21 protein-coding genes and 1 tRNA gene are annotated in these 15,431 nt (G+C 62.6%); 8 read left to right on the top strand and 14 right to left on the bottom strand.

Annotated features, from left to right (window positions below; all coding sequences use genetic code 11):
- Positions 1-1,023, bottom strand: a 1,023-nt coding sequence (locus ABT23_RS08120) for an Hsp70 family protein (RefSeq protein WP_296633508.1), incomplete at its 3' end; no start/stop codon positions are given.
- A gap of 70 nt (positions 1,024-1,093) precedes the next feature.
- Positions 1,094-1,615, bottom strand: a complete 522-nt coding sequence (grpE, locus tag ABT23_RS08115) for a nucleotide exchange factor GrpE (RefSeq protein ID WP_296633506.1) — start codon at positions 1,613-1,615, stop codon at positions 1,094-1,096.
- A 152-nt stretch (positions 1,616-1,767) separates the two neighbouring features.
- Between grpE and ABT23_RS08110 the strand changes: the two genes are divergently transcribed.
- Positions 1,768-1,858, top strand: a tRNA-Ser gene (locus ABT23_RS08110).
- A gap of 57 nt (positions 1,859-1,915) precedes the next feature.
- Here the strand turns inward: ABT23_RS08110 and ABT23_RS08105 are convergent.
- From ABT23_RS08105 to ABT23_RS08075, 7 genes are all read right to left on the bottom strand, one after another.
- Positions 1,916-3,229, bottom strand: coding sequence for an RNA polymerase sigma factor (locus ABT23_RS08105; RefSeq protein WP_296633505.1), 1,314 nt, complete (start codon positions 3,227-3,229; stop codon positions 1,916-1,918).
- Positions 3,216-3,695 (bottom strand): VOC family protein, encoded by a 480-nt coding sequence (locus ABT23_RS08100; RefSeq protein ID WP_296633503.1) that lies wholly within the window; start codon positions 3,693-3,695, stop codon positions 3,216-3,218. The genes ABT23_RS08105 and ABT23_RS08100 overlap by 14 nt, the downstream gene beginning before the upstream one ends.
- A gap of 27 nt (positions 3,696-3,722) precedes the next feature.
- On the bottom strand, positions 3,723-4,082 hold the full coding sequence (locus ABT23_RS08095; RefSeq protein WP_296633501.1) for a DUF1428 domain-containing protein: 360 nt from the start codon (positions 4,080-4,082) through the stop codon (positions 3,723-3,725).
- 13 nt (positions 4,083-4,095) lie between these two features.
- Positions 4,096-4,488 (bottom strand): VOC family protein, encoded by a 393-nt coding sequence (locus ABT23_RS08090; RefSeq protein WP_296633500.1) that lies wholly within the window; start codon positions 4,486-4,488, stop codon positions 4,096-4,098.
- A gap of 93 nt (positions 4,489-4,581) precedes the next feature.
- The gene (locus ABT23_RS08085) at positions 4,582-4,938 is read right to left on the bottom strand and encodes a YciI family protein (RefSeq protein ID WP_296633498.1); all 357 of its coding nucleotides are present in this window, start codon (positions 4,936-4,938) and stop codon (positions 4,582-4,584) included.
- Between the two features lie 116 nt (positions 4,939-5,054).
- Complete coding sequence (locus ABT23_RS08080; protein ID WP_296633497.1) at positions 5,055-5,522, bottom strand: VOC family protein; 468 nt, start codon at positions 5,520-5,522, stop codon at positions 5,055-5,057.
- A gap of 120 nt (positions 5,523-5,642) precedes the next feature.
- Complete coding sequence (locus ABT23_RS08075; RefSeq protein ID WP_296633495.1) at positions 5,643-6,062, bottom strand: YciI family protein; 420 nt, start codon at positions 6,060-6,062, stop codon at positions 5,643-5,645.
- A gap of 309 nt (positions 6,063-6,371) precedes the next feature.
- On the opposite strand from ABT23_RS08075, the gene ABT23_RS08070 reads away from it, so the two are divergent.
- Genes ABT23_RS08070 through ABT23_RS08060 form a run of 3 tightly spaced genes read left to right on the top strand, consistent with a single transcriptional unit; the run spans position 6,372 to position 9,420 of the window.
- Entirely contained in the window at positions 6,372-7,121 is a 750-nt protein-coding gene (locus ABT23_RS08070; protein WP_296633493.1) for a glycosyltransferase family 2 protein, read from the top strand.
- Complete coding sequence (locus ABT23_RS08065; RefSeq protein WP_296633492.1) at positions 7,122-7,838, top strand: VTT domain-containing protein; 717 nt, start codon at positions 7,122-7,124, stop codon at positions 7,836-7,838.
- Complete coding sequence (locus ABT23_RS08060; protein ID WP_296633490.1) at positions 7,816-9,420, top strand: glycosyltransferase family 39 protein; 1,605 nt, start codon at positions 7,816-7,818, stop codon at positions 9,418-9,420. The genes ABT23_RS08065 and ABT23_RS08060 overlap by 23 nt, the downstream gene beginning before the upstream one ends.
- A 6-nt stretch (positions 9,421-9,426) precedes the next feature.
- Here ABT23_RS08060 and hfq read toward each other — a convergent pair whose 3' ends face one another.
- The 5 genes from hfq to ABT23_RS08035 are packed head-to-tail and all read right to left on the bottom strand — an operon-like array spanning position 9,427 to position 11,754.
- On the bottom strand, positions 9,427-9,672 hold the full coding sequence (gene hfq / locus ABT23_RS08055) for an RNA chaperone Hfq (protein WP_018077292.1): 246 nt from the start codon (positions 9,670-9,672) through the stop codon (positions 9,427-9,429).
- A 57-nt stretch (positions 9,673-9,729) separates the two neighbouring features.
- Entirely contained in the window at positions 9,730-10,548 is an 819-nt protein-coding gene (locus ABT23_RS08050) for a peptidylprolyl isomerase (RefSeq protein ID WP_296633488.1), read from the bottom strand.
- Positions 10,549-10,559: 11 nt separating this feature from the next.
- Positions 10,560-10,823: a BolA family protein gene (locus ABT23_RS08045; protein ID WP_018509405.1), complete on the bottom strand. Its 264-nt coding sequence runs from the start codon at positions 10,821-10,823 to the stop codon at positions 10,560-10,562.
- Positions 10,820-11,122: a YciI family protein gene (locus ABT23_RS08040; RefSeq protein WP_296633486.1), complete on the bottom strand. Its 303-nt coding sequence runs from the start codon at positions 11,120-11,122 to the stop codon at positions 10,820-10,822. Before ABT23_RS08040 ends, ABT23_RS08045 begins: the two co-directional genes overlap by 4 nt.
- A complete protein-coding gene (locus ABT23_RS08035) occupies positions 11,122-11,754 on the bottom strand; it encodes a septation protein A (protein WP_296633484.1) in 633 nt (210 codons plus the stop codon). Before ABT23_RS08035 ends, ABT23_RS08040 begins: the two co-directional genes overlap by 1 nt.
- A 107-nt stretch (positions 11,755-11,861) precedes the next feature.
- Here ABT23_RS08035 and ABT23_RS08030 point away from each other — a divergent pair, with 107 nt between their 5' ends.
- The 4 genes from ABT23_RS08030 to ABT23_RS08015 are packed head-to-tail and all read left to right on the top strand — an operon-like array spanning position 11,862 to position 15,334.
- Positions 11,862-12,725 (top strand): 3',5'-nucleoside bisphosphate phosphatase, encoded by an 864-nt coding sequence (locus ABT23_RS08030; RefSeq protein WP_296633483.1) that lies wholly within the window; start codon positions 11,862-11,864, stop codon positions 12,723-12,725.
- A gap of 6 nt (positions 12,726-12,731) precedes the next feature.
- Positions 12,732-13,355, top strand: coding sequence for an L-threonylcarbamoyladenylate synthase (locus ABT23_RS08025; protein ID WP_296633481.1), 624 nt, complete (start codon positions 12,732-12,734; stop codon positions 13,353-13,355).
- Between the two features lie 6 nt (positions 13,356-13,361).
- Complete coding sequence (locus ABT23_RS08020; RefSeq protein WP_296633479.1) at positions 13,362-14,081, top strand: site-2 protease family protein; 720 nt, start codon at positions 13,362-13,364, stop codon at positions 14,079-14,081.
- 47 nt (positions 14,082-14,128) lie between these two features.
- Entirely contained in the window at positions 14,129-15,334 is a 1,206-nt protein-coding gene (locus tag ABT23_RS08015; RefSeq protein ID WP_296633478.1) for a tryptophan--tRNA ligase, read from the top strand.
- The last annotated feature ends 97 nt before the right edge of the window (positions 15,335-15,431 follow it).

Genomic DNA, 15,431 nt, shown 5'->3' with positions numbered 1-15,431 from the left:
GCCGACCAGGATGACGTCGTCGATCTGCGAGGTGGTGAGGCCGGCATCCTTCAGCGCCATCTTGCACGGATCGATGGTGCGCTTGATCAGGTCTTCCACGAGCGCTTCAAATTTGGCGCGGGTGATCTTCACCGCCAGGTGCTTGGGCCCGGAGGCGTCGGCCGTGATGTAGGGCAGGTTGACTTCGGTCTGCTGGCTCGAGGACAGCTCGATCTTGGCCTTTTCCGCCGCTTCCTTCAGGCGCTGCAGCGCGAGCACGTCCTTCTTCAGGTCGACGCCCTGTTCCTTCTTGAATTCTTCGGCGATGTAGTCGATCAGACGCTGGTCGAAATCCTCGCCGCCAAGGAAAGTGTCGCCGTTGGTGGACAGCACTTCGAACTGGTGCTCGCCGTCCATCTCGGCGATCTCGATGATGGAGATATCGAAGGTGCCGCCGCCGAGGTCATACACGGCGATCTTGCGGTCGCCTTCCTTCTTGTCCATGCCGAAGGCAAGGGCGGCTGCGGTCGGCTCGTTGATGATGCGCTTGACGTCGAGGCCGGCGATGCGGCCGGCGTCCTTGGTCGCCTGGCGCTGGCTGTCGTTGAAGTAGGCCGGTACCGTGATCACGGCTTCGGTGACTTCTTCGCCCAGATAGTCCTCGGCGGTCTTCTTCATCTTGCGCAGGGTTTCGGCCGACACCTGCTGCGCGGCCATTTTCTTGTCGCGCACTTCCACCCAGGCGTCGCCGTTGTCGGCCTTGACGATCTTGTAGGGCATCAGGCCGATGTCCTTCTGCACTTCCTTCTCTTCGAAACGGCGGCCGATCAGGCGCTTCACCGCGAACAGGGTGTTCTTCGGGTTGGTGACGGCCTGGCGCTTGGCCGGCGCACCGACCAGAATCTCGCCATCTTCGGTGTAGGCGACGATGGACGGCGTCGTGCGTGCGCCCTCGGCGTTCTCGATCACCTTCGGCGTGCCGTTTTCCATGACCGCCACGCAGGAGTTGGTGGTACCCAGGTCAATGCCAATAATGCGTCCCATGATGCGTTCCTTCTTAAAGAGATTGAATTGATTCGAATGTGGGGGAGGCGGCGCCTATTTCAAGGCTGTTTCAATCCTTGCCCTTGGCGACCATCACCAGTGCCGGCCGCAGCGTGCGGTCGTGCAGGCGGTAGCCTTTCTGCAGCACCGTGACCACGGTGTTGGCCGGCTGTTCGGATTCGATCATCTGGATGGCCTGGTGCTGGTGCGGGTCGAATTTCTCGCCCATCGGGTTGATGTCGTTCAGATTGAATTTGCCGAATGCGGAAACCAGCTGTTTCAAGGTTAGTTCGACGCCATCCTTGAGGTTTTCCACGCTCGGCGACTCCGCTGCCAGCGCGGCTTCCAAGCTGTCCTTCACCGCCAGCAACTCATTGGCGAAGTTTTCCACCGCGAACTTCCGCGCCTTCTCCACGTCGTCCGCCGCGCGGCGGCGCATGTTCTCGGTCTCCGCCTTGGCACGCAGCCAGGCGTCGTGATGTTCGGCGGCCTGGAGTTCGGCCGCTTTCAGCATCTCCTCCAGGCTGGGCATGGTTTCTTTCTCGGCCTGGGTTGCGGCCGGGCTTGCATCGGTGTTGAGTTCGTCCTGCATGTGGGCTCCCAATTGGTACTGGCGAAGAACTGGGGACGAATGACCGGGATTCAAGGGGCTAAAGTCATTTTTTCTGCCCCTGCGGCGGGAAACCACGGATTCTGCATTCAATTTGCCGGGCGTGGGCGCTTCCGGTATGATGCGCCGCTCTCGGAGAGGTGGATGAGTGGTTTAAGTCGCACGCCTGGAAAGCGTGTTCAGGATAATATCCTGACGGGGGTTCGAATCCCCCCCTCTCCGCCAGCATTCCCTTCATTTCCCCTATCAGCTTCCCTTAATCAGCGACAGAGACCGTATGACCTAGGTGTCGACGGCTCCCGGCTGGCGACCGCGGGTGCATGCGGCAGCCCGGGCAAGCAGCAGCGCACGTTCACGCGCGTTGCGGGTGAGGGTGGCGGCGCGTTCGAACTCGGCACGGGCTTCGGCGATGCGGTCCAGGCGGGCCAGCAGATCGCCGCGTACGCTCGGCAGCAGATGGTAATTTTCCAGGCTGGGTTCGCCAAGCAAGGTGTCCACGATTTCCAGCCCGGCTACGGGACCAAAGGCCATGGCCACCGCCACGGCGCGATTGAGCGTGACGACCGGCGAGGGGGCAACCTGGGCGAGCGCGTCATAGAGGGCGGCAATACGTGCCCAGTCGGTGACGTCGGCGGTGGCGGCACGCGCGTGGCAAGCCGCAATGGCCGCTTGCAGGGTATAGGGGCCCAGCGGACCAGGCTGGGATTCGGCGTGCTCAAGCGCGGCCAGGCCGCGGCGGATGAGCAGAGGGTCCCAGCGCGCGCGATCCTGGTCGAGCAGCAGAATGGGTTCGCCTTTCGCGTCGATGCGCGCGGCAAGCCGCGAAGCCTGAATTTCCATCAGGGCGACCAGACCGTGAACTTCCGGTTCGGACGACATGAGTCCGGCGAGCACGCGGCCCAGGCGCAGCGCCTCCTCGCACAGCGCCGGACGTACCCAATCGTCGCCTGCCGTGGCCGAATAGCCTTCGTTGAAGATGAGATACAGAACCTCGATCACCGACGCGAGACGGTCCGCCAGTTCCGCGCCACGCGGCACTTCGAACGGCACGTGCGCGGCCGCGAGCGTGCGTTTTGCGCGCACGATGCGTTGCGCAATGGTGGCTTCTGGCTTGAGGTAGGCGCGTGCGATCTCGTCGGTGGAGAGACCGCCCATGATGCGCAGTGTCAACGCGCTGCGCGCTTCGGGCGAAAGCACGGGGTGGCAGGCAGTGAAGATCAGGCGCAGCAGGTCGTCGCCCACGTCGTCGCTGAGCGCGTCGTCGACCCGGTCATTGAAGTCGTCGATAGCCATTGCGTGCTGTGCGTCGAGCTCGCGGCTGAGCGCCTCGTGTTTCGGCGCGGCCAGCTTCTCGTGACGCAGGTGATCGAGTGCACGGCGCTTGGCGGTGGTCATCAGCCAGGCGCCGGGATTGTCCGGCACGCCTGTCGCCGGCCAGTGTTCCAGCGCGGCGACCAGCGCATCCTGCGCAAACTCCTCGGCCAGGCCGACGTCGCGCAGCATGCGTGCAACGCTGGCAATGACCCTGGCCGCTTCGATGTGCCAGATCGCCTCGATGGTGCGGGCGGCTTCGCTGCCCGGACTAGGCGTGCCCATAGGCCTGTTTCAGCGCGGCAATATCAAGCTTGGTCATCGGCAGCAGCGCCTGCATGGCCCGATTGGTGCGGTCGGCATCGGGATCGTTCATCATGTCGCCCAATATGCGCGGCACGATCTGCCAGGGCAGGCCGAATTTGTCCTTGAGCCAGCCGCATTGCACGGGCGCCCCCCCATCGGCCACGAGCGCGGCCCACAGACGGTCGATTTCGTCCTGCGTGTCGCAGTTGACGATGAGGGAGACGCCATCGTTGAAGGCGAAGTGCGGTCCGCCGTTGACCGCCAGCCAGGTCTGGCCGAACAGTTCGAAACTCACGGTACGGACACTGCCCGCGGGGCCGCCGAATTCGTTGGCGCCACAGCGCGTGAGTCCCGTGATCTTCAATTCACTGAAAACCGACGCGTAGAACTGGACGGCTTCTTCGGCCTGGTCCTTGAAACACAGGCAGGTCGTCAGGGTATGCATGGATTTCCCCCGGGCTTCATGGTGGTCTCAGAGGCTGATCAGGGTCTTGAATCCGCCCCAGAACATACGCTCGCCGTCGAAGGGCAGGGCCGCCGGATCCATCATGCTGCCCAGGCGCGGGTCGGCCATGACTTTTTTATTGATGCGGTCGCGGTCCTTGCGGGATTTGTACACGATCCAGGCAAATATCACGGTTTCGCCGTCCTTGAGCTTCACGCTCTGCGGGAACGACGTGTGCTTGCCAGGCTGGACGTCGTTGGCAAGGCATTCGATATATTCGAGCGCGCCGTGCTCGCGCCATATCTTGCCTGCCTTGCGGGCCATGCGACGATAGGCCGCCAGATTGGCGGTGGGAACGGGGAGGACGAAACCGTCTACGTAGGGCATGGACATCTCCTTGTTATGCGGGCTGCATGTGGACCAGTTCCCAGATGTGCCCATCCGGGTCCTGGAAGCCATGGCCGTACATGAAGCCATGGTCCTGGGGTTCGTTGTAGGTCGAACCGCCAGCAGCAACGGCAGTGCGTACCATGGCGTCCACCGCTGCCCGACTGTCGCGCGACAGGCAGACCAGCACTTCCGTATGTCGCATGGCATCGCATACCGGCTTGGGCGTGAAGCTCTGGAAGCGATCGCGTACCAGCAGCATGACGAAGATGTTGTCGCCGATGACCATGCAAGTTGCTGTGTCGTCGGTGAATTGCTCGTTGAAACTGAAGCCGAGCCGGGTGAAGAAAGCGATCGAACGCCTGAGGTCGGCAACGGGCAGATTGACGAATATCTGGGTGGACATGGAATTCTCCTAAACAGGGACGCTCAACCAGGCGAAGGACACATGCACTCCGTGGGAGGTGGGCATGGGTAATGCATACGCTTTTCCAGTGACCTAGCCGACATAACAAGGCGCGACCTCGCGCACCTCGACGGTGGCCCATTGCGCAGCAGGGCACGCGCTGGCGATGGCGATGGCCTCCTCGCGCGTGGCGCAGTCGATCAGGAAAAAGCCGCCGACCATCTCCTTGGCCTCGGCAAAAGGCCCGTCGCGCAAAATGGCCTTGCCGTCGCGTTGCTGGATCCGCACGCCGTGTTGGTCGGGGCGCAGCGATTCGCTGGCGCGCAGCAACCCGCGCGCCGCGAGTCCCTGGCCGTAGCGCAGCATGTCGTCATAAAGCTGCCGGGCTTCTTCCTGGGTGCGCGTATCGCGTTGTCCGCGCGGTTCGACGATCAAAAGCAGATATGCCATGGTTTCTCCTGGGTGGGTATCGACACGGGGACTCCCCGTTTGCCGGTGAGCGGCCGGGTCGGACCACGATATGGGAAGGGTTTTCCACCACATGTCGACTAATGCGGGTGCGTTGATCAGCGACCGAGTGCCGCAACCGCAGCCTGGATTTCCTGCGGACTGAGGTCGCGGGTATGGGTGGCGATCGACCACTGGTGTCCGAAGGGATCTTCGATCCTGCCGTAGCGGTCGCCCCAGAACATGTCGTCGACCGGCATCGTGACTTTGGCACCGGCGGCGACGGCGCGTTCGAACGTTGCGTCGACATCCGTGACATAGAGATGGATCGTCACGGGTGAGCTTTGGCCGGGTTGCGGCCCCAGCGAGCCGCAGTCGGGAAATTCGTCGACCAGCATGAGGTTGGAATCGCCGATGCGTATCATCGCATGCATGAGTTTGCCTTCCGGGCCGGGTAGCCGAGCCAGTTCGACGGCGCCGAAAGCCTTGCCGTAAAACGCGATGGCATCGGCGGCACCGCGGCACACCAGGTGAGGGGTGATTGTATGCATGCCATTCGGGATGGGGCTTGCTTGGGTGGGGCTCATGTTCTTTCTCCTGTCAGATTGAGGGGAACGGAAACGATTCCGATCCGGCGCTTCACTTCGTACGACGAATGGCGTGCTGCCAAATCGACAGATTGCCGCTGGCGGTGTCCAGGGGTGTCGTTATTGTTTGGCCGTGTCCATGTCGCGGAAACGCTCGATCGCGGCCGACGGCGCGAAGTCATCCAGTTCGTACAATTGCCGTACTTCGATTTCTGCCGGCCTGCCCGCACCGACCGGATTGGGGAATCGGCGCGCCCATTCCAGGCCTTCTTCGCGTGTCTTCACCTGGATCAGCGTATAACCCGCGATCAGTTCCTTGGTCTCGGTGAATGGGCCGTCGAGCACGCTACGCGTCTCGCCGTCATAGCGGATGCGCCAGCCTTGCGCGCTTGGCTTAAGGCCGGACGCATCGAGCAGCACGCCGGCCTTGGCCAGTTTCTCGTGGTAATCGGCCATTTCGGCCAGCAGGGCTTCGTCGGGAGCCGGGCGCGCTGCTGTTTCGGATTCGGCGGTGGCTTTGACGATGATCATGAATCGCATGGGTTTCTCCTGGTTGTTTCGGGTGGGAATCGGACCATAGTCTGAGGTCAGCGCAGGTCCTTCATCACTACGACGAAGCAGGCCGGGGAAAATCGACACCTGTCTGGCTGTTCTTCGGATCCCGGCAGAAGGGATCAGAGGCCGGCGCAAGGGGTGGGCATGCCGGGGTGTCCGGAGCATACGCGGCGTTGAAAATAAATTAGAATGCCAAGCTTCTGAAATTTCAAGCTTCGGAAGCCTGTCGATGCGGCCCAGCCTGGAGATATCTCCTTGCGCCGCCAACACTAAGCGACCCTTATAAATACAGCAATGCCCAAATACGCCTACCATGGCAGGCTTTCCGTAGTCGTTCCCGTCAAGAACGAACAGGACAACGTCGAACCGCTGGTGCGCGAAATCGCGGCGGCGCTGTCCGGAAACACGACATTTGAAATCATCTATGTCAACGATGGCAGTACCGATGCCACGCAGGCACGACTGGATGCGCTGAAAACCGAATTTCCCATGCTGCGGGTGATTCGGCATCGCAGTTCGTGCGGGCAGAGCCGGGCCGTGACGACGGGCGTGACTGCAGCGCGCCATGAGTGGATCGCGACGCTCGACGGGGACGGGCAGAACGACCCTGCCGACATTCCCGCCTTGCTGGCCCGGCTGGCCGATCCGGCACAACCGCCTAATCTGGAACTTCTGGCAGGTTGGCGAGCCCGCCGCAACGACACCTTCCTGCGCAGGCTGTCGTCGAAAATCGCCAATGGCGTACGCTCGCGCATGCTGAAGGACAATACCCCGGATACCGGCTGTGGCCTCAAGGTATTTGCCCGCCAGACCTTCCTGCAGCTCCCCAATTTCGACCATATGCACCGCTTCCTGCCGGCATTGGTGATGCGCAATGGCGGCGCAGTGGTATCGGTTCCGGTCCATCATCGTGCGCGCGAGCGCGGCAGTTCCAAGTACGGCGTGCACAACCGGCTGTGGGTAGGGATCGTCGACCTGTTCGGCGTGGCCTGGCTGCAGCGCAGGGTGCGTCTGCCGGTCATCGAGTCCGATTCCGATCTGTAAATGAGGGCGCGCGTCATCGTCAAAGGCCTGGCGCTGATATTGAGCCTGGCGCTGTTGGGCTACCTGTTCGAGTCAAGCGATCTCGGCAACAGCATCAACGAAACCTGGATCGATGCGCGGGTGCGCGGGCATGGCATCAATGGGGCGCTGCTGTTCCTGCTGATGGGCGGGATTTTTACAGCCATCGGCCTGCCGCGCCAGATCATTGCCTTTCTCGGCGGCTATGCCTTCAGCATTGGGCTGGGCACCCTGCTCGGCGCGCTGGCCGCACTTCTGGGCTGCATGCTGAGCTTCGGCTATGCACGCCTGTTCGGCAAAGGACTGCTGCGTGCGCGGCTGGGCGAGCGCGCCGGGCGCTTCGACCGCTTCATACACGACCATCCGTTTGCCATGACGGTGCTGGTCCGCCTGCTGCCGGTGGGCAACAATCTGCTGACCAACCTGGCGGCGGGGATTTCCAGCATCCGCCCCATACATTTCTTCGCCGGCACGCTGCTCGGCTATCTGCCGCAAACGCTGGTGTTCGCACTGGTCGGCAGCGGCGTCCACCTCGCGCCGGCCCTGAAACTCGCGCTCGCCATTGGTCTGTTCCTGATCTCGGGCGCGCTGGGCGCCTACCTGTATAGACATTTCCGCCACGGCCAGAGCCTCGACGCGCAGATCGATGCGGCACTGGACGAAAATATCGATGCCCATGAATCCACAACGCACATCTGATCTCTCCGGACGCAACCTGTTGCTGTTCAGCCTGCTGCTGCTGGCAGCCTTGGCTGCGGTGGCGATTCTGACACGCCCCCTGACCCCGATCGACGAGACGCGCTACGTCAGCGCAGCGTGGGAGATGTGGCTGCGCGGCGATTTTCTGGTGCCGTTCAAGAATGGCGCACCCTACAGCGACAAGCCGCCGTTCATGTTCTGGATGTTCCAGGCCGGCTGGGCGCTGTTTGGCGTCAATAACTGGTGGCCGCGCTTGGTGCTCCCCTTGTTTTCTGCCGGCGGACTGTTCCTGACCTATCGACTTGCCCCCCGCCTATGGCCCCAGCATGCAAGCCTCGGCGGACGGGCCGCACTGGTGCTGGTGAGCGCCTTGCTGTGGATCGTCTTTTCCACATCGGTCATGTTCGACGTGATGCTGACCTTCTGGGTACTGATTGGTCTCCACGGCGTGTTGGCGGCCACCGATGGAAAGCGCCGCGGCTTTGTCATGCTGGGGGTGGCGATCGGCCTGGGCGTACTGACCAAGGGACCGGTCATCCTGCTGCATCTGCTGCCCGTCGTTGCGCTGACGCCGTGGTGGAATCCGGGCCTGAAGTGGAAACGCTGGTTCGGCGGCACGCTGATGGCAGTACTGCTGGGCGCGGCCATCGCGCTGGCGTGGGCGCTGCCGGCCGGGTTTTCAGGGGGCGAGGCGTATCGCAATGCGATTTTCTGGGGTCAGACCGCCAACCGCATGGTCGAGTCCTTCGCGCACCGGCGGCCGTTCTGGTGGTATGTGCCCCTGCTGCCCTTGTTGCTGTTCCCCTGGTTCGTTTGGCCGGCCTGGTGGAAGGCGCTGGTCCAGCAGCGTCGCGAGGGCCTGGATCGCGGTTCTCGCTTCTGCCTGGCGTGGATGCTGCCGGTGTTCGTGGCTTTTTGCTTCATCAGCGGCAAGCAGCCGCATTATCTGGTTCCCCTGTTTCCCGCTTTCGCCTTGCTGACGGCACGGCTGATGGCGGGACGTGCGGACGCGCGCGTCGGGCTGCCGGCCTTGCTGGCGGCGGTGCTTGGGGGTGTGCTGGTCCTGGCTGCCACAGGACATATTGCAGCCTTGCATCGTCAGGTGACGGCATTGCCGCCGGCCTGGCCGGGTTGGGTCCTGATTGTGCTGGCTTTTGCCGCGTGGGTGGCGGGCCGGCGCGGTGTGGCGCCGATACCGAATCTGGCCCTGCTCGGCGCGGCCCTGATGGCGCTGGTGCAAATCGCTGCGATGCATTCGATCGAGCCCATGTACGACGTCAAGTCGATGGCACAGGCGATCAAACAGGTACAGGATGAAGGACGGCCGGTGGCGAATATCGCGACCTACCATGCGCAATACCAGTTTCTCGGCAGGCTGGAAACGCCCTTGGCCGAAGTGACCGGGGCCAGCGCGGCGCATTGGCTGGCCACCCATCCGGAAGGCTATGCCGTGGTGTATCTGGACAATAGCCGTCAGTTGACCGGGGTTTCGGCGCGCTACAAGCAGCCCTACCGCGGCGGCGGCGCAGTCCTGGTGAACGCACAAACGGCGGCCGCACTACTGGCCGCCCCGACTGAATAAGGCGACTCAGGCCTCGGCGTCGCGTTGCGGCAGGACCACTTCGCGCGAGGGCGAAATGGTCGAGATGGCGTGCTTGAAGATCATCTGGGCGGCCTGATCCTGACCTTTCAGCAGTACCACAAACTGGTCGAACGATTCGATTCGTCCCATGAGCTTGATCCCGTTCACGAGAAACACTGAAACCGGGATGCGTTCCTTGCGCAGGGTGTTGAGGAAAACGTCTTGCAGGTGGTTGTATTCTTTGCTGGCCATGATCGGCTCCCTATCAGGTGAAGACGGGGCGAAGCCCCGTTTAATATTATTAGCGGATTACTCGATTTTTGCATCGGCGCGCGCTGCCGTGATGGCGTCGCGGATGCGCTGTTGCTGCAGCTGCTTGACGATTTCACTCCGCACGGCATCCAGCGGCGGCAGCTTGGGCGTACGCGTATCGTCGAGACGGATGATGTGGTAGCCGAATTGCGTCTTCACCGGGGTTTTGGTGATTTCGCCTTTTTTCAGGCCAGCCAGCGCGTCGGAGAATTCGGGCACGAAGGCACGCCGGTCGGACCAGTCCAGTGCGCCGCCGTTCTTGGCGGAGCCGGGATCCTTGGAATATTTCTTCGCCAGATCTTCGAATTTGGCCTTCTTGCTGCCCAACTCGGCGATCAGTTTCTTCGCTTCGGCCTCGGTTTTCACCAGAATGTGGTGGGCCTGGTATTCCGGCTCCATCGGCTCCGTTTTGGCTTTGTCGTACATCGCCTGGATTTCGGCGTCGGTGACCGGGTGGGCCTTGACGTAATCCTCCAGGTAGGCCTTGGCAAGCTGATCCTTGCGGCGGATATCCAGTGCCGCGGCCAGATGCGGTTCCTTGTCGAGTCCCTTGTCGAGCGCGGCGCGCGACAGCAGTTCAAGATTGATCAGGGACTCGCGTACGCGGGCATCCAGTTGCGGGGAGTCGGGCTGGCCCTGGGCCATTTCGCGCTTGACCAGGTCGCCGTACAGGGCGGGAATTGCCTTGCCGTTGACCACAGCCAGCGGCTTGTCGGCGGCCGCGGCCGGAGTGGGGGTCGCAGGCGCGGGTGTTTGCGCCTGTGCCAGCGGGGTGAACGCCAGCATGATCAGGGCGGGGAGAAGGGCAAGACGCATTCGGATTCCTTTCAGAGTTCTTCCGGGGTTAAAGCAGTGATCGACAACGCATGAATCTCGCGTTGCATGAGCTCGCCCATGGCTTCGTATACCAGTCGGTGGCGGGCGAGGGTGGAAAGATTACGAAATTTATGTGACACCAAGGTGAGACGGAAGTGCCCGCCACCCGAGGCTGCCCCGGCGTGGCCTCGGTGCTGGGCGCTTTCGTCTTCCAGCGTGTAGGTTTCGGGCTCCAGCGCGGCAAGGCGCTGGCGGATCAGGTCGGGCGTGCTCATGCGGGCAGGGTTTTCCTGAAGGGTTTGACGCTGACGCCGGCATAGACGCCCGCCGTGACATAGGGATCGGCCTCGGCCCATGCCTGTGCGTCGGCGAGCGTGTCGAATTCGGCGACGATCAAGCTACCGGTGAACCCTGCAGCGCCTGGGTCATTGCTGTCAATGGCCGGGAACGGGCCGGCCAGCAACAACCGTCCGGCATGCTGCAAGGCATGCAGACGTTCCACATGGGCGGGGCGGGCGGCCAGTCGCCGATCGAGGCTGTCGGCCGTATCCTGGCCGACGATGGCATAGAACATTATTGCTTTTCTTCCTTGTCGAACGATTCTTTATCCAAATACCGGGTCAGCATCATGCTTTGGCCGATTACGAACACCAGCATCAACCCCAGACTGCCGAACAGCTTGAAATCCACCCAGGTATCCGTCGAGAAGTTGAAGGCGACAAACAGATTTGCAACCCCCATGAAGGCAAAAAATCCACCCCAGCTCGCGTTCAACCGACCCCATGCGACGTCAGGAAGTTCCATCTGTTCGTTCATGACGCTTTTGATGACATTGCGGCCGAAGGCGGCGGCCCCGAAAATGATGCCGGTGAAAATCCAGTAAAGCACGGTCGGCTTCCATTTGATGAAGCTTTCGTCGTGCAGCCACAGTGTGGCGCCGCCGAACAGCACGATGATGCCAAGGCTGACCCACATCATGGTGTCGGCCTTGTGGCCGCGCAGCTTGACCCAGGCGATCTGCCCGACGCTGGCGACGATGGCGACCAGCGTAGCGAGGTAGATGCCGGGCTTCTCGCCCACGCCTGTCGGTTGGGGCAAGCCGAGACCGGCCAGCAAGGTACGCGTGGCGTCGGCGTTGGCGTCGCCCAGCTTGTAGGCGATGAAAAAGACGATGATGGGGAAGAGGTCGAACAGCAGTTTTTTCATTATGGTGGGGCCGCGCAGTCAGCCGTAATTCGGGCGATTTCTTATTTTGCTATGATTCCCCCTCCTGACCAAGCGCTTTTGGCGCTGGTCGCCAGACCCGATCATCGATGCTTAATATCGATCTGCATTGCCATTCCAACGTGTCAGACGGCGTATTGCCGCCCGCCGAAGTCGTTGCGCGCGCAGCCGCGAACGGCGTGCATGCGCTCGCGCTGACCGACCACGACGACGTGGCAGGGCTTGCTGCTGCGCAGGCGGCGACCGAGGGCACGGAGCTGGCGCTGATCCCGGGCGTCGAGATCTCGGTGACCTGGAGCGGACAGACGGTCCACATCGTCGGCCTGCGCATCGATCCTGTTCATCCGGAACTGGCGGCCGGCCTGCACAACATCCGCATGGGCCGTATCGAGCGTGCGCAACGCATGGGGGACGACTTGGCGCGATCCGGCATCGTCGGTGCGTATGAAGGCGCCTATGACTTTGCCGCCAACAAGCAAATGGTCGGCCGCACGCATTTCGCCCGCTGGCTGGTGGCGCAGGGCCATGCGCCCGACATGCGCGGCGCGTTCCGGCGCTTCCTGACGCGCGGCAATCCCGGCTATGTCGAGCACCAGTGGACCACGCTGGAAAATGCCGTCGGCTGGATTCGTGCCAGCGGCGGCATGGCCGTGATCGCGCACCCGGGGCGCTACGCTTTCAATGCGCGCGAACTGCACCTGCTGCTGGACGCCTTCCGCGCGCTGGGCGGCGAAGGCATCGAGGTCATCACCGGCAGCCACCATCCATCCGAATACGGCAAGTTTGCCGACCTGGCTCGTGCATTCGGCCTCAAGGCTTCGCGCGGGGCGGATTTTCATGCGCCGGGCGAGGGCATCGATATCGGCCGGCTGCCCGCACTGCCGCACTACTGCCAGCCGGTCTGGCAAGGCTGGCCGGAGCTTGAAGCGCACTTTTCCCTTTCCCCGACCTGACGATTTATGGCGCAATTTTTCAATATCCACGCAGAAAACCCGCAACCTCGCCTGATCCAGCAGGCGGTCGACATCCTCAAGCGCGGGGGCGTGATCGTCTATCCAACCGATTCCTGCTACGCATTGGGCTGCCATATCGGCGACAAGGAGGCGGCGATGCGGCTGCTGTCGGTACGCGGACTCGATACCGGACACGACCTCACGCTGATCTGCCGCGACCTGTCCGAACTCGGACGCTACGCCCAGGTCGGCAACACCCAGTTCCGTTTCCTGAAGGCACATACCCCGGGCGCCTATACCTTCATCCTGCGCGGTACCCGTGAAGTGCCGAAGCGTCTGCTGCACAAGAAGCACGACACCATCGGACTGCGGGTTCCCGCGCATCCCATCGTGCAGGCGCTGCTGGCCGAACTCGGCGAACCCATCCTGTCATCCACGCTGCTGCTGTATGGAGAAGACGTGCCGCTGACTGAGCCGTGGGAAATCCGCGAACGCCTGGAACACCTCGTCGACCTGGTCATCGACGGCGGCGCCTGTGGCCTGACGCCGACCACCGTCGTCGATCTCACGACCGACACGCCGTCCGTGCTGCGTTTCGGCAAGGGCGACACGGCGGATTTCGAAGGCTGATCGCGCATGGAACTCACGCTGATCCAGAAAATCGTGGTGTTCGCCCTGCCGGTCATCTTTGCGATCACCCTGCATGAAGCCGCGCACGGCTATGTGGCGCGTTTCTTCGGCGACATGACCGCAGCGGCGGCAGGCCGCATCACCGCCAATCCGCTCAAGCACATCGATCTGGTGGGAACCATCCTGGTGCCCCTGGTGATCCTGCTGACCAGCAAGCTGCTGGGCGGCGGGATGATCCTGTTCGGCTGGGCCAAGCCGGTGCCGGTCAACTTCGGTCGCTTGCGTCGCCCCAAGCAGGACATGTTGTGGGTGGCCCTTGCCGGGCCCGGCATGAACTTCATCATGGCCGTGTTCTGGGCGCTGATGATCCAGCTCGGGCATGCCCTCGGCAGCAGTTTTGTCAGCGCGCCGTTGATGCTGATGGGGGCGGCGGGCGTATTCATCAATGTCATCCTGATGGCGCTGAACCTGATCCCGCTGCCGCCGCTCGACGGCGGCCGCATCGCCGTCAGTCTGCTGCCGGTGAAGCAGGCCATGCAGTTCGCGCGGCTGGAGCCGTATGGCCTGTTCATCCTGCTCGGCCTGATGTTCGTGCCAATCGGCGGCACGACTATCCTGGGCTTCGTCCTGTGGCCGCTCATCAGCGTGTTCATCGGCCTGACCGCGCTGGTCACCGGGCTCGAGCCCGCCCAGCTGGTCGGCCTGATCCAGCTCGTGCTGTCCTGACCGCCACCACTCACCACTCACCACTCACCACTTGCCACTCACCAACCATGTATTCCGATCGCGTTCTCTCCGGCATGCGCCCCACCGGGCGCTTGCATCTTGGCCACTATCACGGCGTCCTGAAAAACTGGTTGCGCCTGCAGAACGAATACCAGTGCCTGTTTTTCGTCGCCGACTGGCACGCGCTGACCACGCACTACGACACGCCGCAGGGGATCGACGAGAACGTGCGCGACATGGTGGTGGACTGGCTCGCGGCAGGCGTCGATCCGGCGCAGGCGACGCTGTTCGTTCAGTCGCGCGTAATCGAACACGCCGAACTGCATCTGCTGCTGTCGATGATGACGCCGCTGGGCTGGCTGGAACGCGTGCCCACCTACAAGGACCAGCAGGAAAAGCTGGCCAACAAGGATCTCTCGACCTACGGCTTTCTCGGTTATCCGTTGCTGATGAGCGCCGACATCCTGATCTATCGTGCCAACCGCGTGCCGGTCGGTGAAGATCAGATTCCGCATATCGAATTCACCCGCGAACTGGCACGCCGCTTCAACCACATGTATGGACGCGAGCCGGGGTTCGAGGACAAGGCGCGCGCCGCGGTCAAGAAGCTCGGCTCGAAGAAGGCCCGGCTCTACGAGGAATGCCGCACCGCCTACCAGGAGAAGGGCGACGACGAGGCGCTGGAGTCAGCCAAGGCACTGTTGAATGACGCACAGAACCTGTCGATGAACGATCGCGAACGTCTGTTCGGCTATCTCGAGGGCTCCGGCAAGATGATCCTCGTCGAGCCCGAGGCCCTGCTGACCGAGGCCTCGAAAATGCCGGGGCTGGACGGGCAGAAGATGTCCAAGTCCTATGGCAATACGATTGCCTTGCGCGAGGATCCCGAGACGGTTACCAAGAAGATCCGCACGATGCCGACCGACCCTGCGCGTGTCCGCCGTACCGACCCCGGCAATCCGGCCAACTGTCCGGTGTGGCAGTTCCATCTGGTGTATTCCGACGACGCGACCCGGCAATGGGCCACGGCGGGCTGCACCAGCGCCGGCATCGGCTGCCTCGAATGCAAGCAGCCGGTCATCGACGCCGTGCTGGCCGAACTCGCGCCGATCCGCGAGCGTGCGGTGTATTACGAAGACAATCCCGACCAGGTGCGCAACATCCTCGCCGACGGTTGCGAGAAGGCGCAGGAGTTGGCGCGCGACACCATGCGCGACGTGCGGGAGTCGATGGGGCTGACGTTCGGTTATTGAGCGCTGGTACAGACAGGGATCCTATCCGGTTTGAGCTCGTCGTTCGTTCCGGCTGCATTGCCTGGCTAACGCTCGATCGCCTGCAATGTGATGCGTC

Source organism: Thiobacillus sp. SCN 63-57 (assembly GCF_001725555.1).
GTDB lineage: Bacteria > Pseudomonadota > Gammaproteobacteria > Burkholderiales > Thiobacillaceae > Thiobacillus.
The sequence above is the reverse complement of the archived record's forward strand: the minus strand, read 5'-3'. Positions and strand labels throughout refer to the sequence as shown.

What these genes read in the sequence shown, in the direction of transcription:
- grpE (WP_296633506.1), bottom strand. Translation starts at nt 1,615, where the DNA reads ATGCAGGACGAACTCAACACCGATGCAAGCCCGGCCGCAACCCAGGCC.
- ABT23_RS08105 (WP_296633505.1), bottom strand. Translation starts at nt 3,229, where the DNA reads ATGGGCACGCCTAGTCCGGGCAGCGAAGCCGCCCGCACCATCGAGGCG.
- ABT23_RS08100 (WP_296633503.1), bottom strand. Translation starts at nt 3,695, where the DNA reads ATGCATACCCTGACGACCTGCCTGTGTTTCAAGGACCAGGCCGAAGAA.
- ABT23_RS08095 (WP_296633501.1), bottom strand. Translation starts at nt 4,082, where the DNA reads ATGCCCTACGTAGACGGTTTCGTCCTCCCCGTTCCCACCGCCAATCTG.
- ABT23_RS08090 (WP_296633500.1), bottom strand. Translation starts at nt 4,488, where the DNA reads ATGTCCACCCAGATATTCGTCAATCTGCCCGTTGCCGACCTCAGGCGT.
- ABT23_RS08085 (WP_296633498.1), bottom strand. Translation starts at nt 4,938, where the DNA reads ATGGCATATCTGCTTTTGATCGTCGAACCGCGCGGACAACGCGATACG.
- ABT23_RS08080 (WP_296633497.1), bottom strand. Translation starts at nt 5,522, where the DNA reads ATGAGCCCCACCCAAGCAAGCCCCATCCCGAATGGCATGCATACAATC.
- ABT23_RS08075 (WP_296633495.1), bottom strand. Translation starts at nt 6,062, where the DNA reads ATGCGATTCATGATCATCGTCAAAGCCACCGCCGAATCCGAAACAGCA.
- ABT23_RS08070 (WP_296633493.1), top strand. Translation starts at nt 6,372, where the DNA reads ATGCCCAAATACGCCTACCATGGCAGGCTTTCCGTAGTCGTTCCCGTC.
- ABT23_RS08065 (WP_296633492.1), top strand. Translation starts at nt 7,122, where the DNA reads ATGAGGGCGCGCGTCATCGTCAAAGGCCTGGCGCTGATATTGAGCCTG.
- ABT23_RS08060 (WP_296633490.1), top strand. Translation starts at nt 7,816, where the DNA reads ATGAATCCACAACGCACATCTGATCTCTCCGGACGCAACCTGTTGCTG.
- hfq (WP_018077292.1), bottom strand. Translation starts at nt 9,672, where the DNA reads ATGGCCAGCAAAGAATACAACCACCTGCAAGACGTTTTCCTCAACACC.
- ABT23_RS08050 (WP_296633488.1), bottom strand. Translation starts at nt 10,548, where the DNA reads ATGCGTCTTGCCCTTCTCCCCGCCCTGATCATGCTGGCGTTCACCCCG.
- ABT23_RS08045 (WP_018509405.1), bottom strand. Translation starts at nt 10,823, where the DNA reads ATGAGCACGCCCGACCTGATCCGCCAGCGCCTTGCCGCGCTGGAGCCC.
- ABT23_RS08040 (WP_296633486.1), bottom strand. Translation starts at nt 11,122, where the DNA reads ATGTTCTATGCCATCGTCGGCCAGGATACGGCCGACAGCCTCGATCGG.
- ABT23_RS08035 (WP_296633484.1), bottom strand. Translation starts at nt 11,754, where the DNA reads ATGAAAAAACTGCTGTTCGACCTCTTCCCCATCATCGTCTTTTTCATC.
- ABT23_RS08030 (WP_296633483.1), top strand. Translation starts at nt 11,862, where the DNA reads ATGCTTAATATCGATCTGCATTGCCATTCCAACGTGTCAGACGGCGTA.
- ABT23_RS08025 (WP_296633481.1), top strand. Translation starts at nt 12,732, where the DNA reads ATGGCGCAATTTTTCAATATCCACGCAGAAAACCCGCAACCTCGCCTG.
- ABT23_RS08020 (WP_296633479.1), top strand. Translation starts at nt 13,362, where the DNA reads ATGGAACTCACGCTGATCCAGAAAATCGTGGTGTTCGCCCTGCCGGTC.
- ABT23_RS08015 (WP_296633478.1), top strand. Translation starts at nt 14,129, where the DNA reads ATGTATTCCGATCGCGTTCTCTCCGGCATGCGCCCCACCGGGCGCTTG.